This window comes from Helicobacter canis (assembly GCF_008693005.1).
Classification (GTDB): Bacteria; Campylobacterota; Campylobacteria; order Campylobacterales; family Helicobacteraceae; genus Helicobacter_B; species Helicobacter_B canis.
On record NZ_VXKE01000016.1, the window covers coordinates 78,648 to 101,792 of the forward strand.

Here is a 23,145-nt window from a genome sequence, read left to right on the forward strand (position 1 = left end):
TATATTTGTTACGATTATATACATTTGTATGGGAGATTTTCGCGCTTTTGGTAGGTATGGATTCTCAATTTATAGTTGTTTTAGCAATAAGGTGGTAAGATCTCGGCGTTTCCGCAGTCTTTAGACATTTTGTGTGTAAAGGATGAAACACCATCTTTAAGTCAAGGAGAATCTATGCTAGAGATACGATGGCATTCACGAGCGGGTCAAGGCGCAGTAACAGGTGCTAAAGGACTCGCTGATGTGATCGCAACAACAGGGAAAGAAGTGCAGGCATTCGCGCTCTATGGTTCGGCTAAACGCGGCGCGGCGATGAGTGCGTATGATAGGATTGATGATGAGCCGATTTTGAACCACGAGAAGTTTATGGAGCCAGATTATGTGCTAGTGATTGATCCGGGGATCGTGTTTATCACTGATATTTGCGCTAATGATAAGCCAGAGACAAAATATATCATCACAACCCATCTCTCCAAAGAAGAGCTGATCGCAAAAAAGCCTGACTTGCAAGGCAAGACACTTTACACACTTGATTGTATTCAAATCGCACTTGACACAATTGGCAAGCCAATCCCAAATGCCCCTATGCTTGGTGCATTTGTGAAGGTTTCTGGGATTTTAGAGCTTGATTATTTCAAAAAGGCTTTCACAAAAGTGCTTGGCAAGAAGCTGCCACAAGCAGTGATTGATGCCAATATGGAAGCTATACAGCGCGCGTATGATAGTGTGAAATAACCACAAGGAGTAAATGATGAAAGATTGGACAGAGTTAGAAATTGGCTCGGTGTTGTTTCCCTTTGAAAAAGATGGGGTAGAGACTTTGCGCCAGCATAATAATGAGCGCAGCTATACCAAAGAAAGCTCTTATGGCACGAGTGTGGCGCATTGGAGAATCGATAAGCCTGTGCATAATAGCGAGATTTGTATCAACTGCTTTAACTGCTGGATGTATTGCCCTGATGCGGCGATTTTGGTGCGCGATGAGAAGCTAAAGGGCGTGGATTATATGCACTGCAAGGGCTGTGGTGTGTGCGTAGATGTCTGCCCGACCAATCCCAAATCCCTGCTAATGTTTAATAACCACGAGGCAAATGAAGTAGCCCTTAGCAAGTGGCCCGCCAAAGAAGAAAAGAAAAAGAGAGAGGAGTAAGCTATGCCAAAAGTTATGGAACTTGACAAAGTAGTTGTTTGGGATGGCAATATGGCGGCGTGCCAAGCGATGCGCCAAGCCCAAATCGATGTAGTCGCAGCCTATCCCATCACGCCTTCAACGCCTATCGTGCAAAACTATGGGACATTTGTGAGTAATGGCTACATTGATGGAGAGTTTTTGCTTGTAGAATCCGAGCACGCAGCAATGAGTGCTTGCGTGGGTGCAGCGGCAGCTGGTGGTCGCGTGGCAACAGCGACAAGCTCGCAAGGATTTGCGCTTATGGTAGAAGTGCTTTACCAAGCTTCTGGTATGCGCTTGCCCATCGTGCTAAATCTTGTCAATCGCGCGCTTGCTTCACCGCTTAATATCCACGGCGATCACTCAGATATGTATCTAGGGCGTGATGCGGGCTGGATCAATCTGTGTGCGATGAACCCCCAAGATGCCTATGATCTTAATCTCCTAGCTTTTAAAATCGCTGAAGATATGCGCGTGCGCATTCCTGTGATTGTCAATCAAGATGGCTTCCTATGCTCCCACACCGCGCAAAATGTCCGCCCCTTAAGCGATGAGCAAGCATACAGCTTTATCGGCGAGTATAAGGAGAAAAACTCTCTTTTTAACTTCGAGCACCCAGCTACCTATGGTGCGCAGGCAGAAGAAGAGTGGCACTATGAGCATAAAGCGCAGCTGCACAATGCACTTATGCGCTCTCAAGCTGTCATAGAAGAAGCATTTAGCGCGTTTAAAGCACTCACAAATAGAGAGCATAAAATCGTAGAAACTTACGATATGGACGATGCAGAAGTGGCGATTTTCGCACTTGGCACCACGGCAGAATCCGCTCGCGTAGCGGCAAAAACCGCGCGCAAAAATGGCATTAAAGCAGGGGTTGTGAGTCTTAAAGTATTCCGCCCATTCCCCTACGCGCTTGTAGGAGATGCACTAAAGCACACAAAGGCGGTTGGCATTATGGATAAGAGCTTGCCTGCTGGTGCTATGGGGGCGTTGTTTAATGAAGTTGGAGCGGCGTTGTATCAGGTGCTAGATTCTACGCACCCTGTGCTTAGTAACTATATCTATGGCTTAGGTGAGCGCGACATTACGCAGGTGGATTTAGTGGAGATATTCCGCGAGCTAGATGCAAATGCTAAGGCTGGCAAGCTCACGCACCCCACACAGCAGTTCATCGGCTTGCGCGGTCCAAAAATGAGCTTTTATTAAGAGAAATTGTAAGGAGAAGTTATGGTAAGAGAAGTAAAAAACTTAAAGCAATTTTCCAAAGCGGCAGAGAAGTTTGAAGGCTCTCATATTTTGTGCCCGGGCTGTGCGCACGGGATTATCATTAGAGAGGTGCTCAATGCCGTTGAAGGTCCTATTGTCATCGGCAATTCTACGGGCTGCCTTGAGGTCTCTACAGCGGTGTATCCGCACACTTCTTGGGATGTGCCTTGGATACATATTGGCTTTGAAAACGGCTCCACTGCGGCAGCTGGAGCAGAGACGATGTATCGCGCATTGGCAAAAAAGGGGCGATATAAGGGCGAGAAGCCTAAATTTGTCGCCTTTGGCGGTGATGGCAGCACTTATGATATTGGATTCCAGTTTATTAGCGGCTGCTTTGAGCGCGGGCACGATATGACTTATATCTGCCTTGATAATGAAGTCTATGCCAACACTGGCGGGCAGCGGTCAAGCTCCACGCCCATTGGCTCTAGCACTTCTACCACACCTGCTGGAAGTGCTAGCTATGGCAAAAAGGAGCGCAAAAAGGATATGCTTTTTGTAATGGCAGCGCACGGCAGCCCCTATGTCGCTCAAGTCGCTCCAAACAAATGGAAAGATATGAACAAAAAGATTAAGCAAGCCATTGATACAGAAGGACCAACTTTCATCAACGCGATGAGTGCTTGCACGACAGAGTGGCGGTTTGAGTCTAATAAGACAATTGATGTCTCTGATCTTGCAGTGGATTCTCTGGCGTTCCCACTTTTTGAGATCATCAATGGCAAAGAAGTGCATATCACCTATCGTCCTAAAAACATTATCCCTGTGCGGGATTATCTGGGCGCGCAAGGGCGGTTTAAGCACCTCTTCAAGCCAGAAAATGCCCATATCATCGAAAAATTCCAAAAGGAAGTCGATGAGCGATGGGAGCATTTGCAAAGAATGGAAGAAGCCAATAAGATTGTAGTAGGATAGGATCTACTAGATTCTAGCTAGAATCTAGTAGCAAGATATAGCTTAAAGAATAAGTAAGGACTAGCGTATGAAAAATGCATTGCGTGTAATTTGTGGCTTAGGGGTTGTGTGGGCTATGGCTATGTTAAGCGGGTGTGGCGAGAGCCAATCAGGCACAAACGCACTAGAATCTATCAAGCAAAAGGATAGCGTTACTATCGGGGTTTTTGGTGATAAGCCGCCCTTTGGCTATGTTGATGAAAAGGGGCAAAATGCTGGCTTTGATGTGTATATCGCCAAGCAAATTGCCAAAGATTTGCTTGGCAGTGAAGCTAGGGTAAATTTCGTGCTTGTGGAAGCGGCTAATCGTATCGAGTTTTTGAAGTCCAATAAAGTGGATATTATGATGGCAAATTTCACGCAAACGCAAGAGAGAGCGCAGCAAGTGGATTTTGCTCGCCCTTATATGAAAGTAGCACTAGGGGTGGTGAGCAAAGGCGGTGCGATCGCAGATATTACAGATCTTGAAGGCAAAACGCTCATTGTCAATAAAGGCACGACCGCTGATTTTTACTTTAGCAAAAACCACCCAGAAATCAAGCTGCTAAAGTTTGAGCAAAATACCGAGACTTTCGCAGCCCTGCAAGATGGCAGGGGTGATGCCTTGGCGCACGATAATACCCTGCTTTTTGCCTGGGCAAAAGAGAATCCAAGCTTTGCCGTTGGGATTAAAGAGCTTGGAGATGCTGATGTCATCGCCCCAGCAGTCAAAAAGGGTAATACCGAGCTGCTGGAGTGGCTTAATGAAGAAATGGCGCGATTGCAAAAAGATAAATTTCTACTAAAGGCTTATGAAGACACACTCGCGCCAATTTATGGCGATCTTGTAGAAGCGCACGATGTAACATTTGAGTAGGAAGTGCATTGGTGTAAGTAGGTTTAAGCGGCTGCTATGTGTCTGTGAAGTTGCTATGTTGCTTGGTTTAAGGATTGAGATATGAGAGTTACGATTATTGGTAGTGGGTATGTCGGCTTGGTGGCTGGAGCGTGCTTTGCACAAATGGGCAATAATGTAACTTGCCTTGATATTGACAAGGACAAAATCGCCAAGCTGCAAAAGGGCATAGTGCCTATCTATGAGCCGGGCTTGAGTGAGATGATTGTAGAAAACCAAGCTAAAGGCACTTTGTCTTTCACAGATTCAAAGCCTAAGGCTATTAGCCAAGCGGAAGTGATTTTTATCGCTGTTGGCACGCCTATGGGCGACGATGGTAGTGCAGATTTGCGCTTCGTGCGCGCTGTCGCGCAGGATATTGGCGAGCATTTAAATGACTATGCGGTGGTGGTGGATAAATCCACCGTGCCTGTGGGGACTGCTAGAGAAGTGCGCTCAATCATCGCTAAAGCCCTAGAATCTAGGGGCAAGGATATAGAGTTTGCCGTAGTGAGTAATCCAGAGTTTTTGAAAGAGGGTGTGGCGATTAAGGACTTTATGAGCCCAGATCGCGTGGTGATAGGAAGCGATTGTGCCAAAGCTCTAAGCGTTATGCGCTCTTTGTATGCGCCATTTTTGGTCAAATCTGATCGCCTTATCGCTATGGGGATAGAATCTGCGGAGATGACAAAGTATGCGGCAAATGCAATGCTAGCGACAAAAATTAGCTTCATCAATGAGATGAGCCAAATCTGTGAGCGCGTGGGGGCAAATATCAATGATGTGCGCCAAGGTATAGGCAGCGACTCGCGCATAGGATATAGCTTTATCTATCCGGGCTGTGGCTATGGTGGGAGCTGCTTCCCAAAAGATGTCAAAGCTTTAGAAAAAACAGCCCTAGATAGCGGCTACACACCTAGAATCTTACAAGCAATCGATCAGGTCAATAGTGCGCAAAAGCAGCTACTTGTGCAAAAGATTTGTAAGAAGTTTGGGCAGGATCTTGCAGGTAAGGTTGTCGCTGTGTGGGGGCTTGCCTTTAAGCCAGAGACAGATGATATGCGCGAGGCAAGTGCGCTTGTGTTGATAAAAGAGCTAGTAAGCAGGGGAGCTAGAATCCAAGCCTATGATCCAAAAGCCACGGAGCAGGCGCGCTTCTATCTGCGAGAAAGTTTAGATTCTATCACCTTTGCCACAAGCAAATATGACGCGCTAAAAAATGCTGATATGCTCGTGCTTGTTACCGAGTGGCGCGAGTTTAGAAGCCCGGATTTTGATGAGATCAAAAAGCTTTTACGCACGCCTGTGATCTTTGATGGGCGCAATATTTACCATAGCCTTGATTTAGAGTCTAGGGGCTTTGCGTATTATCAAATTGGCGTGCAGGGCGCATAATCTGCGCTTATGGCATAGCTTGCCACAGGAGAGAGTATGGGAGATATTGCTATCAAGCCTAGTGTGAGCCTTGAAGATAAGCTACAAGCGCGCTTGGCAGATTTGCGTCAAAGCAAGACAAAGAGCGTATGTTTAAGTGATGAAGGATCGCGCGCGTGGATTGCTAAAAATCTCGCACTCATTGGCGTGCCTAGCAAGCTGCTTGAGTGCTGTGTGGAGATTTTAGAATATATGGGCGATATGCGGCTTGTGTGGCTGCATTTGCAAGAATGCACCGGGTGCAGTGAGAGTTTGCTCCGCACAGAAGAGCCGGGGTTTGATACATTGATTTTTGATGTGTTTAGGCTGCATTATCACGACTTAGTGCTAGCTGCTAGCGGGCATAATGCCCAAGCTATCCTAGAATCTATTGCGCAAACGCCATACATTTTGCTTGTAGAAGGAAGCGTGAGTATGGGCGCGCAAGAAGAATACATCACCCTTGGTGGCAAAAGTGGCTATGCAGAGGCTGCGCATTTGATCCAGCACGCCCAAGCAGTCTTTGCCGTGGGGACTTGCTCAAGCTATGGTGGGATACAAAGCGCGCACCCAAATCCAACCAATAGCTTTGCCTTGCACGAAGTGTTTTCTCAAGAGATTATGCATATACCCGGCTGCCCACCAAGCGATAAAAATATCATCGGCAATTTGCTCTATGTATATTTGCTAGGTGAGCTACCGCCACTAGATGAGCTTAAGCGACCATTATGGGCGTATGCAAAGAGTGTGCATGATTTATGCGAGCGTAGGGGGGCGTTTCTTTCTGGGGATTTTGTGGAGAGCTTTGATGACCCTGCAATGGCGCAGGGCTATTGTCTCTATAAAGTTGGCTGCAAGGGTCCCTATACTTTCAACAACTGCCCAAAGGTGAAGTTTAATGCCAAGACAAGCTGGCCCGTGCAAGCAGGGCACGGCTGTATAGGCTGCAGTGAGCCAAACTTCTGGGATAATTTTGGGCTGATTGAAGAGCCCATAAGCAACGCGAGCATTCAAGGCTTTGTGCCAAAGTTTGCGCCACGCTTGGAGCTAGATTCTATCACCACAAGAGCGGAGTATTTTGATGAGAGTGCGCTACTTGAAGAAGTGCGCGCAAATAGTGGCGTGCTGCTGGATTTAGATTCTAGTGTGGTGTATCGCATAGCCCAGAGTGATTCTACCTTGGTGCGCTATGAGCTTGCACCTATGGAGATAAACCCAGCCTTAATGCTCTCCACCCTAGAATCTAAAGGCAAGCAAGGTGCGCGCCTAGTAGAAAACTACAAAGCCGCCCTAGAATCTGCCTATACAAGTGTGCGCGCCCTGCCTAGCACCAGCCTTAGCTCAAGCGATTTGCTTGCGTGGCTTGGGGGCTATTATGGGCTATTAGAAGGGCTAGAGTCTTTAGAGATGTTGGCGCAAGCTGGGGCAGAGCTTTTGGCTAAAGCAGAGCAGTTTGCCTACCCACATATAAGTCCGCTTGGCTTTAAGTGGAAGGAGAGTGGCGAAACTTTAGTGCTAGATTCTAGTAAGGCATTAAGTAATATGCTTGCCTATCGCATAGGTGGGCTTGATAGCTATGGGGTGTGCTTTAGTATAGTGAGTGATCTAGGCGGTGCTTTTGCGGACTTGCTTGGAAAATGGCAGGTGCAAGGAGCTATTTACTTGCAAGGAGAGCTATTTGCGTGTGAGTCTTTTACACGCGCATTGCTAAAGCCCCTGCGCACAAGGCATAAGCCCATCATCGCTCAAGTCCAAGGCGCGTAAGGAAGCTTGCGCGATGGATCGGGCTTAGCCCATAGTGCTTGATTGCTTCATAGTGTGCCTTGGTCCCATAGCCGCAGTGCTTTGCCAGCCCGTATTGTGGGAATTGCTTATCTAGCTCTAGGCTTTCTCTATCTTTGGCGCATTTTGCCAAAATCGAAGCGCAAGAAATCGCTGCTACAAGTGTGTCGCCTTTGATTAGTGTTTCTAATTGCGTGCCGCTTGGGGGGCTGGCATTAAAGCTTGTGTTGCCATCAAAAATGAAGCGACTACATAGTGGGCTAAAATGCTCCATAATCTCCTCTAATGCTTCTTTGATCAGCACGCTTAGTCCTTGTGTATCAATTTGCGCGGCGGACTTTTGCACGATATAGGTGGCGAAATTATCGCGCAAAGTGGATTCTAGTGCAAAGCGTTTGGATTTTGATAGTTTCTTACTATCTTTTATGCCAAGTGAGAAAAGCTCTTGCTCCTCTTCACATACAAAGCCTGCGATAAACAGCGAGCCAGCTATGCAGCCTCTCCCAGCTTCATCAATCCCACAAATTAGCCCCATAAATGCTCCTTAGTTTAGACTAGCTTGGATAAGCTCTTTTGCGCGCGCGCGAAGTGTGTCGTTGGCATTTGGCACACGCGAGCAAATCACTTCATCAAGCAAAGTGCGCAAAAGTCTGCCAATCTCTCTGCCTTGTAGCACTATGCCCATAGAATCCGCGATCGCGGCGAGATCATCGCCATTTAGTGCTAGGGTGGCTAGATTGTAGCAGAGCTTTTGTGTGCGGATTGTGCTTAGGTGCTTGGCTAGTGGCGTGGCATAGTGCTTGCCATAGATTAGCGCGATAAACTCACCCACAAGTGCGAGAGAGTCTAGCCCTATATCTCTAGCTAGGATTCTAGTGGATTCTAGGCTTTGGTGGCTTGGGAGATTGGCGTGGGATAGGAGTGTTTGACACAGCGAGATAATACGCGATTTATAGCCTAGGGCTTGCAGGGAGCTTGTGGCTTGCTCTAGGCTAGAATCTAGCGCGTAAAACCACAGACTTAAGCGTAGGCTTAGGGCAGAGTCTGTGTGTATAGATTCTATGGAGACCATACATAAGTTTGGGTTTTTGTTTATGGATTCTAGTGTGGCAAGAGTGGTGAGCATTTGCGCACTTGGGCTAGAATCTAGCGCGACTAGAGACTTTGCAAACTCTCTAAACACTTCTGCCCACACTGCGCCAAAGCCTATAATCGCGCTTGTGATGTGCTTGGCACAAAGGATCTTGCTCCACTCTTCTTGCTTCCTTTGCGCGCTGATTTGGCTAAGCTTTTTGGCATTGGCAAACAATGCAGCTCGCGTGCTAGATTCTATGCTGAAGCCTAGCTGCGCTTGGAAGCGCAATGCTCGCAATATGCGCAAAGCATCTTCACTAAAGCGCGCATTAGCATCGCCCACACAGCGCAAAGTGCGCGTAGCAATATCTGCTAGCCCACTTACATAGTCACAAACACCATCGCAGATATAGGGCATATAGCGATGATAGAGTGCATAAGCACTAGAATCTACTTTTTGCATTTTGTCTTGTAAGGGTGAGTTGGGGGCAGATGAGTCTAGGTGGTGGAGAGTTGGTAGATAGGGATTATAGGCTAGGGCATTGCAGGTAAAATCTCTACGCTTAAGATCTTGGAGTAAGTCGGTGGTGTAGGAGACATTGCTTGGGTGGCGGCTATTGGTGTAGCTAGATTCTAGGCGAAAGGTTGTGATCTCTACGCAAATGCCAGCCGCTGCGTTTGTGATAATGCCTATCGTCCCATATCGCTCCCCTAGAGTGATAAGCTTATAACTCTTAGCGAAAATTGCTTGGATTTGCTTTGGCGTGGCATCTGTGGTGATGTCCCAATCTTTAGGCTTCTCTCCAAGTAGGCTATCGCGCACGCAGCCTCCTATGACAAAGGCTTGAAAGTGGTGGGTATGCAGATGAGTAATAATCTCTTGCACAAATTGTGGGATAGTAATGGAGCTAGCGCGCATAAGAGCCTTTAACACAACTTTAGATAATCACGCTTAAAAACACAATAGCGTAGAAGTGTGTGGAGTTTAAGGAGATTTATTATACAATAAAGACTTTACAAACTTTAATGCAAACACTGAAGGATAGAGTATGAGGACAGAACAAATCGCGGCAAAGGCTTTGGAGCAAGTCAATAATGATCGCTATGTGCTTGCAAATATGATATTTAAGCGTGTGAAGCAGCTTAATAATGGCGCGCCAAATCTCGTAGGAGCAAATCTTAAGCTTGAAAAGCTAGCTGATGTAGCTATGCGTGAGATCGCTGAAGGGAAGCTTGTTTTAGAGCGTATTGAAGAGATGGATTGATATTTGCGCGCGCGCATAGGAGTGGCGTTTGGAAATTTTTACGCAAGTTCAAGAGCTAAGGACTTTTTCGCAGGCAAAAGAGCTGCTTGCAAGTCTTTGTGAAATTACGCCAAATATCCAGCGTGCTATTGTTTGTGCGCAAAAGAGCCACGAGGGGCAGTTCCGTCAAACAGGAGAGCCTTATATCGTGCATCCGCTGTGTGTGGCGTGCTTGGTGGCATTCTATGGTGGCGATGAGGCGATGGTGTGTGCCGCGCTCTTGCACGATGTGGTGGAAGATACAGATATTGATCTTACAAGTGTGGAAGTGGATTTTGGTGAGTCTGTCGCCCAGCTTGTAGATGGACTTACCAAAATCGATGAAATCCAAGCAGAAGAGCTAGGGGAGAAAGCTGCTAACCAACGCCTAGCAGTAGCGGCACTTACTTTTAGAAAAATGCTTATTGCCGCAGTGAATGATCCGCGCGTGCTTGTGATAAAAATCTGCGATCGCTTGCATAATATGCTAACACTTGGGGCAATGAGCGAGGAAAAGCGGCAGCGCAAGGCAAAGGAAACGCTTGTCGTCTATGCGCCAATCGCCCATAGACTTGGGATTTCTAGTATCAAAAATGAGCTAGAAGATAAAAGCTTCTTATACATCTTCCCCCAAGAGTATCAAAAGATACAAGACTTTTTGAAGAACAACAACCAGCCCTTGTTTTTGCAGCTTAATGAGTTTGAGGACAAAATCCAGCAGCTACTTTTGCAAAATGGCTTTGATGAGACGCAGTTTGTGCTAGAGAGTAGGATTAAGCGACCATATTCTATCTACCTAAAAATGCAGCGCAAGGGCGTTGGGATTGATGAGATTTTAGATTTGCTAGCAGTTAGGATTCTAGTAAAAACGACCATTGAGTGCTATAAGATTCTAGGGCTTGTGCATTTGGCATTTAAGCCTATCATCTCACGCTTTAAGGACTATATCGCTCTGCCTAAGGAAAATGCTTACCAAACAATCCACACGACAATCTTTGACAAGTCGCATGTATTTGAAGTGCAAATCCGCACTTTTGATATGCATAAAAATGCGGAGTTTGGGGTCGCGGCACATTGGAAGTATAAAAGCGATGGCGTGCTTACCCCAAGTCTTGAGTGGTTGCAAAATCTCCAATACCAAAACAACGATATTGAAGAGTTTTATGAGCTTGCTAAAAATGACTTATATCGAGAAGATATAGTTGTCTTCTCGCCCAATGGCGACACCTTTAGCTTGCCAGCTGGGGCTGTGGTGCTTGACTTTGCTTATTTGATCCATAGTGAGCTTGGAGATCAGGCTAAGAGTGCTTATATCAACAATCAGCAAGTATCACTGCTGCAAACGCTAAAATCTGGCGATATTGTAAAAATCGTCCGCGACCCTAGTGAAATGCCTAAATACACTTGGATTGATATGGTCAAAACTTCTCGCGCGAAAAATCACCTAAAAATACAAGCGCAAAATCGCCTAAAAGAGATAGAGAAAAAGGCTGGAGTCAATATTTTAGCCACGATTTTTAGCAAGGATTCTGCTGTGTTTGCTCGCTACCTTTCTATGCGCAATTTGGATTCTAACCTTGCGCGATGTGTGTATGATGAAGAATATTTGCAAGAGCAATATACTGCTATTACACAAAGCTTTGGGAACTGGCTAGCAAAAGTGCGCTTCAATGTCCTAGCACCCAAGCAAATCCAGCTAGAAAACTTTATCTTCATCAGCAATCGCACGATTAATGGCGTGGCATTTGACTACTGCTGCCGCCCTAAGTATGGGGACTCTATGATGGCAGTCCTTAGTAATCAAAAGGCAATTATCCACCATAAGCTTTGTGATAAGCTAAGCGAAGCCATTGATAAGGGTGAGCAGATGGTGTTTGCTAAATGGGCGCAGGTCAATAAAAAGGCGTATAAAGTCATCGTGTCTTTAGATGATAGGACAGGTGCTTTGGTGGCATTCTTATCAGTGCTGGCAAAAGAGCGGTGCAATGTAATAGGGATCAATTATTGTGGCTATGATAGGCAGGCACCATCGCTTTATTGTGAGGTTGTGTTTGATGTCGAAGATACAAGCCATAAACGCATAAAAGAGCTGCTCTCAAGCAAGTTTGCCATTATAGATTTTGCTAATTTTAAAGACGCGTATCAAAACTGAAAGGTATCGTATGCTATCGCCACAAGAGATCAAAGAAAGCACGAAGCGGGCTATGTTAGAGATTAAAAGAGGGGCTAGTGAGTTTATCGGGGAAGAATACATCGCAAGTCTTGTGGAGAGATTTTTCACCACGGGGGAGCGATTTATCGTAAAAGCTGGGTTTGATCCTACTGCGCCGGATTTGCATTTGGGGCATGTGGTGCTGCTATCAAAGCTTGCGACTTTTCAACGCTATGGCGGTGATGTGAAGTTTCTTATTGGTGATTTTACGGCTACTATTGGTGATCCAAGTGGCAAGACGCAAACGCGCAAGCAACTCTCACGCGAAGAAGTGGAGCAAAATGCCGCAACCTATAAGGAGCAGGTATTTAAAGTGCTAGATTCTACACATACGCAAGTATGCTTTAACTCCACTTGGATCAATGCGCTTGGTATCACTGGACTCGTGCAGCTTACCGCGCAGTTTTCTGTGGCAAGAATGCTTGAGCGTGATGACTTCACTAAGCGTTATAGAGAGAATCTACCCATTAGCATTATTGAGTTTATCTACCCGCTTTTGCAGGGCTATGACTCTGTCGCGCTTAATTGTGATATTGAGCTAGGTGGCAATGACCAGAAGTTTAATCTCCTCGTGGGGCGCACCTTGCAGCGCGCTTATGGGCTTGCTAAAGAGCAGTCTGTCTTAACCGTGCCTTTACTAGAAGGGCTAGATGGTGTGCAGAAAATGAGCAAGTCTCTGGGGAATTACATTGGCGTTACAGAAAAACCTAATACAATGTATGCTAAGATAATGAGCATTTCTGATGTGCTTATGTGGAAATATTATGAGCTTTTGAGTAGCAAATCGCTAGATGAGCTGCAATCTTTGCGCGAGGGTGTAGAGCTAGGAAGCTTGCACCCAAAGGCTGTGAAGCAGGCATTGGCTTTTGAGATTACTGCTAGATTCTATGATGAGAGTGTCGCAGAATCTGCACAGGAGGAGTTTGAAAAGGTCTTTGCTCAAAAGGAGATGCCAAGTGAGATTGCGACAAGGGAGTTTGACTCTGGTGTTTGGATTTGCAAGGTGCTACAAGAGGGTGGGCTTTGCTCTTCTACTTCTCAAGCTAGGCGAGATATACAAGCAGGCGCACTTAAGATCGACCAGCAAAAGATTGTTGATGAAAATCTCAAGCTTACAAGCGGGGAATACATCATTCAAATCGGTAAGCGCAGGTTTTTAAGAGCTATTATACGATAAGGATTTAGAAGAATGAAAAAACCTTTGCAACCATTAACAATAGGAAAACATACGATAAAGATCCCCATTTTCCAAGGCGGTATGGGCGTGGGGATAAGCTGGGACGAGCTGGCTGGAAGTGTCGCTAAAGAAGGAGCTTTGGGTATTATTTCTGCTGTGGGCACTGGATATTATAAAAAGATGCAGTTTGTCGAAAAACTTGTGCATAATAAGCCCTTTGAGACGATCAATTTCTACTCCAAAACTGCGCTTAATGAGATCTTTGCCAATGCTCGTAAAATCTGCGGGAGCAATCCGCTTGGCGCAAACATTTTGCACGCTATCAATGACTATGGGCGCGTGGTGCGCGATGCGTGCGAAGCTGGGGCAAATATCATTGTAACAGGAGCTGGGCTGCCTACAAATATGCCAGAATTTACGAAGAATTTCCCCAATGTAGCACTAGTGCCTATTGTCTCTTCTGTCAAGGCGTTAAAGATTATTTGCAAGCGTTGGGAAGAGCGATACAAGCGCGTCCCAGATGCGGTTGTGGTAGAGGGACCTTTAAGCGGAGGGCATCAGGGCTTTAAATACGAAGACTGCTTTAAGCCAGAGTTTCAGCTAGAATCCATTGTCCCACAAATTGCCCAAGAAGCCAAAAATTGGGGCAATATTCCCATTATCGCAGCAGGTGGGGTTTGGGATAGAGATGATATTGATAAGTTTCTAGCACTTGGGGCAAGTGGCGTGCAGATGGGGACACGCTTTTTAGGCACAAAAGAGTGCGATGCCAAGGCGTATCAAGAGATTATGCCCCATATCCAAGAAGCAGATATTGAGCTTGTGAAGTCTCCTGTGGGCTACCCTGCTAGGGCGTTGCGCATAGGGGTGCTAAAGCGATTAGAAGAGGGCAATGCCCCAAAAGTGCGGTGTGTGAGCAACTGCGTAGCTCCTTGCCACAGAGGAGTAGAGGCTAAAAAGGTGGGCTATTGCATCGCAGATAGTCTGGGCAAAGGGCATTTGGGCGATAAGGCAGAAGGGCTGTATTTTAGCGGTGCCAATGGGCATAGAATCCAAAAAATCATTAGCGTAAAAGAGCTTATAGAAGAACTCACACAAGGATAATGGTGGGTGTGGCGAGTCTTTGTCTTTGTGCTAGGCATTTGTATCGCTAAGACTTATGGGCTGCATATCACAAGCTCTATCCCATTTGGTGCAAGTAGCTTAAAGGTCGTATTTTCTTCAAATATCGAGGACATTGATCTAAAGCCGGTAAAAATCTCTAACAATGCTGTGTATATCGATATAAAAGCCGTGCTGGATAATGGCAAGAAGGTGTATTTTTTCCCCCGTAATGCGCAAGTAACCATTGCACAAAACACTCCGCAAATCACGCGTTTTGTCATCACTAATGGCAATGGTGTCATCTACCAAATCAAGCTTGTGCAAAATAATCTCTACCTATCCTTTGTGGATAAAATCCCAGAATCCACCCAAAGCCCCAAAGCCACCCCAAAGCCAACACCCAAGCCAACCCAGCCCAAGCAAGAGCAAAAGCCACCTACAAAGTCCCCCACACCATCTTCTGTGCCATCTCCTACAAAGCCCATAGAATCCACCCAGCCAAGCCCACCACCCCCTAAGCAAGCCTTGTCTCCAAAGCCAAAGAAAGGCTATAAGGTTGTGATTGACGCAGGGCACGGCGGTAAGGATTGCGGCACGCTTGGCGTTACCAAAGTGTGCGAGAAGCATATCGTGCTAAAAGTCGCCACGCACTTAAACAAAGAGCTAAAAAAGCGCGGCTACACCACCTATATGACGCGCGATAAAGATGTCTATCTTAATCTCAAAGAGCGCACCGATTTTGCTAATGCCAAAAATGCAGATTTGTTTGTCTCAATCCACGCTAATTCCGTCCCAAAGAGTGCGAAAAAATCTCCAAAAGGCGTGGAGACTTACTTTTTATCCACTGCTAGAAGTGATCGTGCGCGCGATGTTGCAGAGCAAGAAAACAAAGACGACATTGATGTGATGAATTATTTTTCTAAGCAGACATTTTTAAACTCGCTAAACTCTCATCGCCTGCTTGCTTCCAATAAGCTAGCAATCGATATTCAATATGGGATTCTAAAAAGATTGCGTCAAAAATATCAGGGTGTTACAGATGGTGGGGTGCGAGAGGGTCCATTTTGGGTGCTAGCTGGCGCGTTAATGCCATCAGTGTTGATAGAAATAGGCTATAATTCTAGCCCTATTGAAGCCCCAAGATTAAATGATGACGCCTATCAAAAGTCCTTAGCCATAGGGATCGCTGATGGGATTGATGGGTTTGTTGCGAAAAACTTTTAGGATAGAGTATGAAGGGTGTTGAGAGTAAGATTCTATTTTCTTCGTTGTTTTTCTTTTTTGTGGTGTTTGTGCTGCTTTCATTGATTGTATCAAGCCTTAGTGCGACATTTTCCCAGCTTTTTTTGGTATTTTCCTATCCCCATAGGGCGTATGATTTTACTAGCAATCTCCTGCTAGTTTGTTTTGTGCTAATGTGTGGGGTGTTTATCGCCTACTCTATCCGCCGCAAGAGACATAACACGACAGAAAAGGTCGTAGCTCTTATTGTCGGAGTAATTGTGCTGCTTGTGCTATTTTTCCGCATTACTAAGGGTGTTATGCAAAATCAGCCCGATGAAATCGCCTATGCTTTTAGCGATACGCTTGGTGGGGTGGTTTTGTGGAAGATGGCGGATATTAGTGTGTATGTGTTTGTGTATGTGTGCTTTATCATCTTACCGCTTGCTTTGCCCGCGTGTAAGATCCGCTTAAATATCTTTAATAAATGGGGCGAGTGGCTTAGTGCGTATATGCCAAGTATCAATACGACATTGTTTGTGCTTTTTGCCTATGCGATACAGCCCTATTATGGCAAGTCTAATCCGCTTTTATACATTGATTTATGGCTATTTTACTTTGGATTCTTGTGTGTGGTGGTGGTGCTATATCGCAATGCTGAGCTGTTTGGATTCTATGAGTATGCGAATTTGCTGTGGCTTGTGGTGGGGGTGCTGGTGTTTTCTCTATGCTCAAAGATAATCGCGCAAGCTGACTACACTAATGCGCGCACGATTTTTCTTATCATTGGGCTTATGGCGTGGTGTGGTGAGTGGATGTATGCTTCAGCACACGGAAATATCAAGCCTAGCAGTTTAAAAAGCCTATTAAAAAAGGAGCGTTAAAGTGGAGCTAGAATCCTATCTTACGCAGTTGTGTGAGCAAGAGAGGGTGCATATTGTGTTTGTGTGCTTGGGGAATATTTGTCGCTCGCCGCTTGCAGAAGGCATTGCAAATGCACTATATACGCAAGCTCCAAACACGCCGAGCCTAGAGTTTTCATCAGCTGGGACTTCTGGGTTTCACAATGGCGATCCTATCGATGCGCGCTCAATCGCCATCGCACGAGAAAATGGCATTGATATAGCGCATTACACAAGCAAGCAGGTGAGTCCTTATACCCATAGTGATGTGGATTTGTTTGTCGCTATGGATAGGAGCAATCTTGCCGCACTAAAAGCTATGGGCTTTGAGAGCCACAAGATTGTCTTGCTAGGAGATTTTGGGCTAGGTGGAGCAGAAGTGCCTGACCCCTACTATGGTGGGGCAGATGGGTTTAAAAAAGTCTATGCAATGTTACAAAATGGCATAGCCGACTTGCTTGGACGATTTAAGAGATAGGAGCTGTATGGAAGCAATCACTATATATGGGATTAAAACTTGCGGCAGTGTGCAAAAGGCACGCAAATACCTAGAATCTAAAAACTTGCCACACGAGTTTGTCGATTGGAAAACCACGCCTTTAGATTTTGGCTTTTTGGAGTGGCTTATAGGGGAAGTGGGGATAGAAGTGCTACTTAACACAAAGGGTGCGACTTATAAAAAGCTTGGGCTAAAGGAGCGCGCCCTAAGCCCTGCGCAAAAGCAGCAGATAATGCTAGAGTATCCACTCCTTATCAAACGCCCTGTGATTGTCTATAAACCTAGCTCCGCAAGTGCTATGCAAGTGCTTGTGGGCTTTGATGAAAGCCGCTTGGCAGAAGTGTTTGGCTAATGGCTAGAATCCACTTTTTGATTTTTTGCCTGCTTGCTAGCCTGCTTGTAGGCTGCGCTAAAAAGCAGGTAACCACCATAGCAAAAGATCTCAGCAAATACCCCCAAGATGCGCGCTTTTACCTAGTGCCTAAAGATGAGCCTGCAGGCTCTAGCTTTGATACGCGCTTGCTTAAAGAAGCCTACTTAAAGGCGCATTTCTCCCCCTGGTCTGCCAAGCCAAACCCCAATGTCAAAAGCGTGTTTTGGGTGCAGGGCTCTTTACGCAGTAAGCTCGGATTTGGCGAGAATCGCCTGCCTAATTCTAAAGAATTTACACAAGGGATTTTGGATTCTATGGATATTGCGCGCTATCCTAGTGCTGCGCAAAAGGCTATCATCACGCAATCTACCAATGTCCGTGTTGTGCCTAGTGAAAAAATGCGCTTTGATACAGAAGATGACTTCCCTTTTGATCAATGGCAGAATTCGTGGATTTTTGCCGGCACGCCTGTGCTGATTACGCATTATGATAAAACAAAGCGTTGGGCGCATATACAAAGCGGGTTTGTCTCTGGGTGGATTCTAGTAAGCAGTGTCGCGCTAGTTGATGCGCAGCAAATCGCGCGACTACAAAAGGCTTCCTATATCCTGCCAATGCGCGATAATATCCCACTTTATTACAAGGGTAAGTTTCTCACCAATGCGCGAGTGGGGCAGATTTTCCCTGTGGTAAAAAGCCTAAAAGAGCGTGATATAGTCCTAGTGCCAATGCGCGATATGCAGGGTAGGGCGCAGCTTGTAGAATCCACTATCGCTGCACAAGATATAGCAAGCTTCCCTAGGGGCTTTAGTCAAGGGCGCAGCGCAGATCTTATCAACACAATGCTAGGGGATAAATACGGCTGGGGAGGCTACCTAGCAAGCAGGGATTGCTCGGCATTTATCCGCGATATTTTTGCTAACTATGGGCTCTATCTCCCGCGCAATTCCCGCGCCCAAGCACAGGTGAAAAAGAGTATGCAAGATCTCTCACATCTAAGCCGCAAGCAAAAAGAGCGTTACATTATAGAACACGGCATTCCCTTTGGGAGCGTGCTTTACTTAAAGGGGCATATTATGCTCTATATTGGCGAGTATCAGGGGAGGGCTATGGTGGCGCATAGCGCGTGGAGCGTGAAAACTTCCACGCTATTTAGGAGGTATAAAAATATGCTAGGAGGCGTGGTGGTAACAAGCCTTTATGCTGGCAAGGAGCATAATGGCATATTTTCTAAAAAACTTTTACTCGATAGAATTACAGGCATTACTAATTTTTATGACTTATTGGAGAATCCGCAATGATGACGATAGCTCGATACTGCGTGCTTGTGCTGCTTGTGAGTCTTGGTAGCGTTGGAGCAGAATCTATCGGGGGCAAAAAGCCGCTTGTGCTAGTAAGTGTCCCGCCGCAGCTTTACTTTGTCCGTGCCATTGCTGGCGATAGTGTGGAAGCAAGGAGCGTGGTGCCAGCTGATGTCTCGCCTGAAACTTATGAGCCTAAGCCCAGCCAAGCGCGAGCATTTATGCAAGCAGCAGTATTCTTTGGCGTGGGTATGAGCTATGAGAGAGCCTTGCAAACACGCCTAGCGAGTAACAATCGCGCCTTAGTATATGAGAATCTAGCACATATAGTGTCCCACCACGCAAGCGACTCTGCGCATTTAGATTCTAGGCATTTGGATTCTACTCCGCACACGCACGATCCGCACATTTGGCTATCTTTGAAGCTTGCAAAAGCACAGGCACAAGCTATGTATGAGAGTCTTTGTGCCATTAGTCCAGCCCACAAAGAGAGCTACACAAAGAATCTAGCTACATTCTTCGCTCAAGTCGATAGGATAGGGCTAGATCTTGCTAGAATCTTAGCAGGGCAGAGGGGTAGGGCGTTTTTGGTCTTGCACCCGGCATTTGGGTATTTGGCGCAAGAATTTGGGCTTGAAGAAATTGCCTTAGAAGAAGATGGGAAGGAAATTAAGCTAAAGGCATTAAGCCGCTTGCCTAAGCTTATAGAAGAAAAGCACATACGCACGCTATTTATCCAGCCGCAATTTGACAAGGAGCGCGCAGAATCTATCGCTAAAACGCTAGGCTTAAATGTGGAGATTCTAGACCCTCTTAATGAGAATTGGGAAGAGAGTTTATACGCATTTGCGCACAAGATTAAGGAGCAGTAATGCGCGAGATTCTACGCTGTGAGAATCTAAGCTTTATGTATGATGGTATGCAGCATAATGCACTAGAGAATGCAAGCTTTTCTGTATATGAAAATGATTTTCTAGCAGTGATTGGTCCTAATGGAGGGGGTAAAAGCACGCTTGTAAAGCTGCTTATCGGGCTGCTTGCGCCCTGCTCTGGGGAGATTATTTACCCAAGCCCAAGCCTACATCACGCAAAAAGCCTTATCGGCTATGTCCCGCAAGACACTAGTGTTAATGTTGATTTTCCTATTAGTGTGCTTGATGTGGTGCTAATGGGATTTATGCAGCCAAGGCTTTTTGGTTTTAGGGCGACAAAGGCGCAGAAGCACAAGGCACTAGAAGCATTGGAGAAGCTAGAGATAGCGCATTTAGCACATAATGCTATCGCAGAGCTAAGTGGTGGGCAGAGACAGAGAGTGCTGATCGCTAGGGCATTGTGCGGAGAGCCAAAGCTACTTGTCCTAGATGAGCCTACTTCAAGTATTGATACAAAAATGCAGGCACAAATTTACAAAAGTTTAAAAAAAATTAACAATTTTCATACTATAATCCTTATCAGTCATCACATATCGGTTTTATTAGGTTATGCCAATCGTGCGCTATTTGTGGATAAAGAAGTCATTGAACACACGATTCCTAGAGTGCAAAGTGCCCTAGATACAGAGGGGCATATTTGCGAAGTCGATTTATTTGACAAACTTTGCGAAAAGAGTCTAAGGAGAAGTGAGAATGGAGAATAATTTTGATGTTGTGATTATTGGTGCTGGTGTGTCTGGGTGCGCGTTGTTTTGGACGCTGAGTGAATATACAGATATAAAGAGTGTCGCTATGGTCGATAAATGCCCCAATATCGCTATGGTAAGCTCCAATGTGCGCGCAAACTCACAAACAATCCACGATGGCTCAATCGAGACAAACTACACCGCACAAAAGGCAAAAAAGGTCAAGCTAGCTGCACAAAAAGTTACAAACTACGCGCTAAAACATAAGCTCCAAAATCAAGTCATTTTTAAAACACAAAAAATGGCAATTGGTGTAGGTGATGCAGAATGTGAGTTTATGCAAAAGCGACATCAAGAGTTCTTATCCGTGTTTCCGGATTTAGAGTGGTTTGATAAGCAAACGATTAAAGAGATCGAGCCAAGTGTGATCCTAGGAAGTGATGGGAAGAGTGATCGCCCTGAAAATGTCGTAGGCTCTGGGTATAGAGAAGCGTGGTGCGCGATGGATTTTGAGGGCTTGAGTAAGGATTTCGCCGCGCGCGCCCAAGAGAAAAACCCAAACAATAAGGTATTTTTAAACTTTTGGGTCAAAGAGATTAAGCGCAACGATGATGGCTACTATCTCATCTCAAAAAGTGGTGAAGTGATTACCGCTAAGTTTGTGCTTGTCAATGCTGGGTCATACTCGCTTGTGCTAGCGCAGTCTATGGGCTATGGCACTGATCTTGGGTGCTTGCCAATTGCTGGGAGTTTCTACTTCGTGCCTGATTTGCTAAAAGGCAAGGTCTATATGGTGCAAAATCCAAAGCTACCATTTGCAGCAGTGCATGGAGACCCAGATATTAGTGCTTCTGGCAGGACGAGAATTGGACCAACCGCCATTGCTATGCCTAAGCTTGAGCGATCAAAGCATTGGTATAGTGGTATTAGCTTTGAGCTAGGGAAGGTTGATTTCCACAGGGAAGTGTTTGGTGTTTTGCTGGACTTGCTTAAAGATTCTGATATTAGATCCTATGTGTTTAAGAATGTTATATTTGAGCTGCCGTATTTTGGCAAGCGACTTTTCCTTAAAGATGCGCAGAAGCTTATCCCATCGCTTAAGCTTAATGATATTGAGTATGCAGAAGGCTATGGCGAAGTGCGCCCTCAAGTAGTTGATAGGACACAAAAGCAGCTAGAGCTTGGCGAGAAGAAAATCATCACAAACAAGGGCGTTACATTCAATATGACACCATCTCCGGGGGCGACAAGCTGCTTGCAAAATGCCTTTGTTGATGCGCAAGAGATCGCAGCATATTTGCAAGCGACTTTTGATAAGGAGCGTTTCTTGCGTGATTTATCACCCGAAGAGCTAGAATCCTAGATTCTAGCGAGCTTGGAGTGCTTGTGCTTGAGAGCTTATCGCCTTTGTTTTCTGTGTTTATGCAAAATATCGCAATCACTGCACTGCTTTTAAGTGTCGGTGCTGGATTGATCGGCTCGCTAATTGTGGCGAATAAAAGCGTGTTTCTTGCAGGCGGTGTCGCACACGCTGCGTTTGGCGGTGTGGGTGTGGCGGTGTTTTTTGGCTGCAGTGTGCTGCTAGGGGCATTAGGAGCTGCACTTGCTATGGCTTTGTTTTTGCTCTATGCGACTCTCTGGCACAGGGGCAGGCTTGATACTTTTATCGCTATTGCTTGGGCGTTTGGAATGGCTCTTGGTGTGGTGCTTATAGAGCTCACACCCGGCTATAAAATTAGTATGGAGAGCTATTTGTTTGGAGCACTTGCTTTTAGCACTGCAGAAGATATTTACGCGCTTTTATGCTTTGATATTGTGCTTGTTGTGTTTGTGTCGCTTTTTTATCGCGAGATTTTATGTGTGTTGTATGATATGGAGTTTAGCCGATTAAAGAGAGTTTCCACGAAGCTTTTTATTAGCGCGATATTTATTTTAACGGCATTTGGCGTGGTGCTTGGTATGCGTGCTGGCGGATTGATATTGGTGATTTCTATGCTTTCTATCCCAGCATATATTGCGATGATGTTTGCACGGAATCTTGCTATGCAGTTTTGCTTATCTATTGGGGTTTGTCTGCTGTGTATGTGCGGTGGCATATTGATTTCTTTTGTGTATGATGTCGCGCTTGGAGCTTGTATTGTGCTTGTGTCAGTGGGGGTATTTGTCTGCGCGCTTGGTCTGCGCTTTGCAGTGGGCTTTTTACACACCAAAGGAGTAGTATGAAACAAACAGATAGCGAGCTAGCACTTAGTGTGGCAAAAAAATCGATGAAGATTGTGATATTTATTGGAATGTTTGCGGTGGTTTTACTTATGATCAATATTTATGTGATGATGACACAAATCACTGCAAGTGCGCAGCTTAGTCGCAAACTGTATGTGCTAGAGCAAGCCTTAGCACAAAATGAAGAGGGTAAGCCTGTGGAGCAAGCCAAGGGTGAATCTGTGAGTGAATCTGTAAAAAAATAGGAGCAAGTATGGGAATGTATCACAAGGAGGCTGCGCATACAGCAGCAAGCTTCAAGGAGCTTTTGCATAAGAAAAATCTCAAATCCACCCCACAAAGGCTGGCGATTTTGCAGCTTATCCAAGAAAATGGGCATATTGGAGTAGAGGAGATTTATCGCCATATCCGCACACTCCACCCTAGCATTTCTTTAGCCACGGTATATAAGAATGTCGCCACACTGAGTGAGACAGATATTTTGCGAGAGATTAAGCCCCCAAATCAAAAGCAAAAGTATGAGCTAGCTAGTGATAAGCATATCCATGTAAGTTGCGAGAAATGCGGTAAATTGCAAGATGTGTATGTTGATGCAGGTGAGCTTTTGGATAGATGTATGGAAAAGACAGGATATAGACTCTTTGATGTATCGGCTGTGTGTATTGGGGTGTGTGATAGCTGTGCGATCTAGGGGA

General features: G+C 45.6%; 24 protein-coding genes. 22 read left to right on the forward strand and 2 right to left on the reverse strand.

Features of this window, described 5'->3' with window-relative positions; translation table 11 throughout:
* Positions 1–174: 174 nt before the first annotated feature.
* The 7 genes from F4V45_RS05605 to F4V45_RS05635 all read left to right on the forward strand — a co-directional run bounded on the left by F4V45_RS05605 (position 175) and on the right by F4V45_RS05635 (position 7,445).
* Positions 175–735: a pyruvate flavodoxin oxidoreductase subunit gamma gene (locus F4V45_RS05605; RefSeq protein WP_150337431.1), complete on the forward strand. Its 561-nt coding sequence runs from the start codon at positions 175–177 to the stop codon at positions 733–735.
* Positions 736–751: 16 nt separating this feature from the next.
* Positions 752–1,150: a 4Fe-4S dicluster-binding protein gene (locus tag F4V45_RS05610; protein WP_023930045.1), complete on the forward strand. Its 399-nt coding sequence runs from the start codon at positions 752–754 to the stop codon at positions 1,148–1,150.
* A gap of 3 nt (positions 1,151–1,153) precedes the next feature.
* Entirely contained in the window at positions 1,154–2,377 is a 1,224-nt protein-coding gene (locus F4V45_RS05615) for a 2-oxoacid:ferredoxin oxidoreductase subunit alpha (protein ID WP_150337432.1), read from the forward strand.
* A gap of 21 nt (positions 2,378–2,398) precedes the next feature.
* Positions 2,399–3,355: a thiamine pyrophosphate-dependent enzyme gene (locus tag F4V45_RS05620; protein ID WP_023930047.1), complete on the forward strand. Its 957-nt coding sequence runs from the start codon at positions 2,399–2,401 to the stop codon at positions 3,353–3,355.
* 67 nt (positions 3,356–3,422) lie between these two features.
* Entirely contained in the window at positions 3,423–4,250 is an 828-nt protein-coding gene (locus tag F4V45_RS05625; RefSeq protein ID WP_150337433.1) for a cysteine ABC transporter substrate-binding protein, read from the forward strand.
* Positions 4,251–4,331: 81 nt separating this feature from the next.
* Entirely contained in the window at positions 4,332–5,663 is a 1,332-nt protein-coding gene (locus F4V45_RS05630; protein ID WP_150337434.1) for a UDP-glucose dehydrogenase family protein, read from the forward strand.
* Between the two features lie 36 nt (positions 5,664–5,699).
* Positions 5,700–7,445 carry a hydrogenase small subunit gene (locus tag F4V45_RS05635; RefSeq protein ID WP_150337435.1) on the forward strand — a complete coding sequence of 582 codons (1,746 nt, stop codon included), beginning with the start codon at positions 5,700–5,702 and terminating at the stop codon, positions 7,443–7,445.
* Here the strand turns inward: F4V45_RS05635 and F4V45_RS05640 are convergent.
* Both F4V45_RS05640 and F4V45_RS05645 read right to left on the reverse strand, forming a co-directional pair.
* Positions 7,420–7,998 carry a ribonuclease HII gene (locus F4V45_RS05640; protein ID WP_023930051.1) on the reverse strand — a complete coding sequence of 193 codons (579 nt, stop codon included), beginning with the start codon at positions 7,996–7,998 and terminating at the stop codon, positions 7,420–7,422. The two genes, F4V45_RS05635 and F4V45_RS05640, sit on opposite strands and share 26 nt — an antisense overlap.
* A 9-nt stretch (positions 7,999–8,007) precedes the next feature.
* Entirely contained in the window at positions 8,008–9,456 is a 1,449-nt protein-coding gene (locus tag F4V45_RS05645) for a CCA tRNA nucleotidyltransferase (RefSeq protein WP_150337436.1), read from the reverse strand.
* A gap of 130 nt (positions 9,457–9,586) precedes the next feature.
* Here F4V45_RS05645 and F4V45_RS05650 point away from each other — a divergent pair, with 130 nt between their 5' ends.
* The 15 genes from F4V45_RS05650 to F4V45_RS05720 are packed head-to-tail and all read left to right on the forward strand — an operon-like array spanning position 9,587 to position 23,141.
* Positions 9,587–9,802 (forward strand): DNA-directed RNA polymerase subunit omega, encoded by a 216-nt coding sequence (locus F4V45_RS05650; protein ID WP_023930054.1) that lies wholly within the window; start codon positions 9,587–9,589, stop codon positions 9,800–9,802.
* Between the two features lie 28 nt (positions 9,803–9,830).
* Entirely contained in the window at positions 9,831–11,972 is a 2,142-nt protein-coding gene (locus F4V45_RS05655) for a RelA/SpoT family protein (RefSeq protein WP_150337437.1), read from the forward strand.
* A 28-nt stretch (positions 11,973–12,000) separates the two neighbouring features.
* Entirely contained in the window at positions 12,001–13,209 is a 1,209-nt protein-coding gene (gene tyrS / locus F4V45_RS05660; RefSeq protein WP_407925332.1) for a tyrosine--tRNA ligase, read from the forward strand.
* Positions 13,210–13,221: 12 nt separating this feature from the next.
* Positions 13,222–14,313: a nitronate monooxygenase gene (locus F4V45_RS05665; RefSeq protein ID WP_150337439.1), complete on the forward strand. Its 1,092-nt coding sequence runs from the start codon at positions 13,222–13,224 to the stop codon at positions 14,311–14,313.
* 6 nt (positions 14,314–14,319) lie between these two features.
* Positions 14,320–15,537 (forward strand): N-acetylmuramoyl-L-alanine amidase family protein, encoded by a 1,218-nt coding sequence (locus F4V45_RS05670; protein ID WP_150337440.1) that lies wholly within the window; start codon positions 14,320–14,322, stop codon positions 15,535–15,537.
* A gap of 8 nt (positions 15,538–15,545) precedes the next feature.
* Positions 15,546–16,418 carry a hypothetical protein gene (locus tag F4V45_RS05675; RefSeq protein WP_150337441.1) on the forward strand — a complete coding sequence of 291 codons (873 nt, stop codon included), beginning with the start codon at positions 15,546–15,548 and terminating at the stop codon, positions 16,416–16,418.
* 1 nt (position 16,419) lies between these two features.
* A complete protein-coding gene (locus F4V45_RS05680) occupies positions 16,420–16,914 on the forward strand; it encodes a low molecular weight protein-tyrosine-phosphatase (protein WP_246145148.1) in 495 nt (164 codons plus the stop codon).
* 7 nt (positions 16,915–16,921) lie between these two features.
* Positions 16,922–17,287, forward strand: a complete 366-nt coding sequence (locus F4V45_RS05685) for an arsenate reductase family protein (protein ID WP_150337442.1) — start codon at positions 16,922–16,924, stop codon at positions 17,285–17,287.
* Positions 17,287–18,609: an SH3 domain-containing C40 family peptidase gene (locus tag F4V45_RS05690; RefSeq protein WP_150337443.1), complete on the forward strand. Its 1,323-nt coding sequence runs from the start codon at positions 17,287–17,289 to the stop codon at positions 18,607–18,609. The genes F4V45_RS05685 and F4V45_RS05690 overlap by 1 nt, the downstream gene beginning before the upstream one ends.
* Positions 18,606–19,481 (forward strand): metal ABC transporter solute-binding protein, Zn/Mn family, encoded by an 876-nt coding sequence (locus tag F4V45_RS05695; RefSeq protein ID WP_150337444.1) that lies wholly within the window; start codon positions 18,606–18,608, stop codon positions 19,479–19,481. Before F4V45_RS05690 ends, F4V45_RS05695 begins: the two co-directional genes overlap by 4 nt.
* Entirely contained in the window at positions 19,481–20,245 is a 765-nt protein-coding gene (locus F4V45_RS05700; RefSeq protein WP_150337445.1) for a metal ABC transporter ATP-binding protein, read from the forward strand. Before F4V45_RS05695 ends, F4V45_RS05700 begins: the two co-directional genes overlap by 1 nt.
* A complete protein-coding gene (locus F4V45_RS05705) occupies positions 20,235–21,590 on the forward strand; it encodes an FAD-dependent oxidoreductase (protein WP_023930066.1) in 1,356 nt (451 codons plus the stop codon). Before F4V45_RS05700 ends, F4V45_RS05705 begins: the two co-directional genes overlap by 11 nt.
* Positions 21,591–21,613: 23 nt before the next feature.
* The gene (locus F4V45_RS05710) at positions 21,614–22,450 is read left to right on the forward strand and encodes a metal ABC transporter permease (protein WP_150337446.1); all 837 of its coding nucleotides are present in this window, start codon (positions 21,614–21,616) and stop codon (positions 22,448–22,450) included.
* Positions 22,447–22,695, forward strand: coding sequence for a DUF5408 family protein (locus F4V45_RS05715; RefSeq protein WP_150337447.1), 249 nt, complete (start codon positions 22,447–22,449; stop codon positions 22,693–22,695). The genes F4V45_RS05710 and F4V45_RS05715 overlap by 4 nt, the downstream gene beginning before the upstream one ends.
* Positions 22,696–22,703: 8 nt before the next feature.
* A complete protein-coding gene (locus F4V45_RS05720) occupies positions 22,704–23,141 on the forward strand; it encodes a Fur family transcriptional regulator (protein ID WP_023930069.1) in 438 nt (145 codons plus the stop codon).
* Positions 23,142–23,145 lie beyond the last annotated feature (4 nt).

Excerpts from the sequence above, each read along its gene's own strand:
- F4V45_RS05675 (WP_150337441.1), top strand. The coding sequence starts at position 15,546 with ATGAAGGGTGTTGAGAGTAAGATTCTATTTTCTTCGTTGTTTTTCTTT.
- F4V45_RS05620 (WP_023930047.1), top strand. The coding sequence starts at position 2,399 with ATGGTAAGAGAAGTAAAAAACTTAAAGCAATTTTCCAAAGCGGCAGAG.
- F4V45_RS05615 (WP_150337432.1), top strand. The coding sequence starts at position 1,154 with ATGCCAAAAGTTATGGAACTTGACAAAGTAGTTGTTTGGGATGGCAAT.
- F4V45_RS05650 (WP_023930054.1), top strand. The coding sequence starts at position 9,587 with ATGAGGACAGAACAAATCGCGGCAAAGGCTTTGGAGCAAGTCAATAAT.
- F4V45_RS05695 (WP_150337444.1), top strand. The coding sequence starts at position 18,606 with ATGATGACGATAGCTCGATACTGCGTGCTTGTGCTGCTTGTGAGTCTT.
- F4V45_RS05625 (WP_150337433.1), top strand. The coding sequence starts at position 3,423 with ATGAAAAATGCATTGCGTGTAATTTGTGGCTTAGGGGTTGTGTGGGCT.
- F4V45_RS05605 (WP_150337431.1), top strand. The coding sequence starts at position 175 with ATGCTAGAGATACGATGGCATTCACGAGCGGGTCAAGGCGCAGTAACA.
- F4V45_RS05720 (WP_023930069.1), top strand. The coding sequence starts at position 22,704 with ATGGGAATGTATCACAAGGAGGCTGCGCATACAGCAGCAAGCTTCAAG.
- F4V45_RS05690 (WP_150337443.1), top strand. The coding sequence starts at position 17,287 with ATGGCTAGAATCCACTTTTTGATTTTTTGCCTGCTTGCTAGCCTGCTT.
- F4V45_RS05715 (WP_150337447.1), top strand. The coding sequence starts at position 22,447 with ATGAAACAAACAGATAGCGAGCTAGCACTTAGTGTGGCAAAAAAATCG.
- F4V45_RS05705 (WP_023930066.1), top strand. The coding sequence starts at position 20,235 with ATGGAGAATAATTTTGATGTTGTGATTATTGGTGCTGGTGTGTCTGGG.
- F4V45_RS05645 (WP_150337436.1), bottom strand. The coding sequence starts at position 9,456 with ATGCGCGCTAGCTCCATTACTATCCCACAATTTGTGCAAGAGATTATT.
- F4V45_RS05630 (WP_150337434.1), top strand. The coding sequence starts at position 4,332 with ATGAGAGTTACGATTATTGGTAGTGGGTATGTCGGCTTGGTGGCTGGA.
- F4V45_RS05665 (WP_150337439.1), top strand. The coding sequence starts at position 13,222 with ATGAAAAAACCTTTGCAACCATTAACAATAGGAAAACATACGATAAAG.
- F4V45_RS05635 (WP_150337435.1), top strand. The coding sequence starts at position 5,700 with ATGGGAGATATTGCTATCAAGCCTAGTGTGAGCCTTGAAGATAAGCTA.
- F4V45_RS05685 (WP_150337442.1), top strand. The coding sequence starts at position 16,922 with ATGGAAGCAATCACTATATATGGGATTAAAACTTGCGGCAGTGTGCAA.
- F4V45_RS05610 (WP_023930045.1), top strand. The coding sequence starts at position 752 with ATGAAAGATTGGACAGAGTTAGAAATTGGCTCGGTGTTGTTTCCCTTT.
- F4V45_RS05640 (WP_023930051.1), bottom strand. The coding sequence starts at position 7,998 with ATGGGGCTAATTTGTGGGATTGATGAAGCTGGGAGAGGCTGCATAGCT.
- F4V45_RS05700 (WP_150337445.1), top strand. The coding sequence starts at position 19,481 with ATGCGCGAGATTCTACGCTGTGAGAATCTAAGCTTTATGTATGATGGT.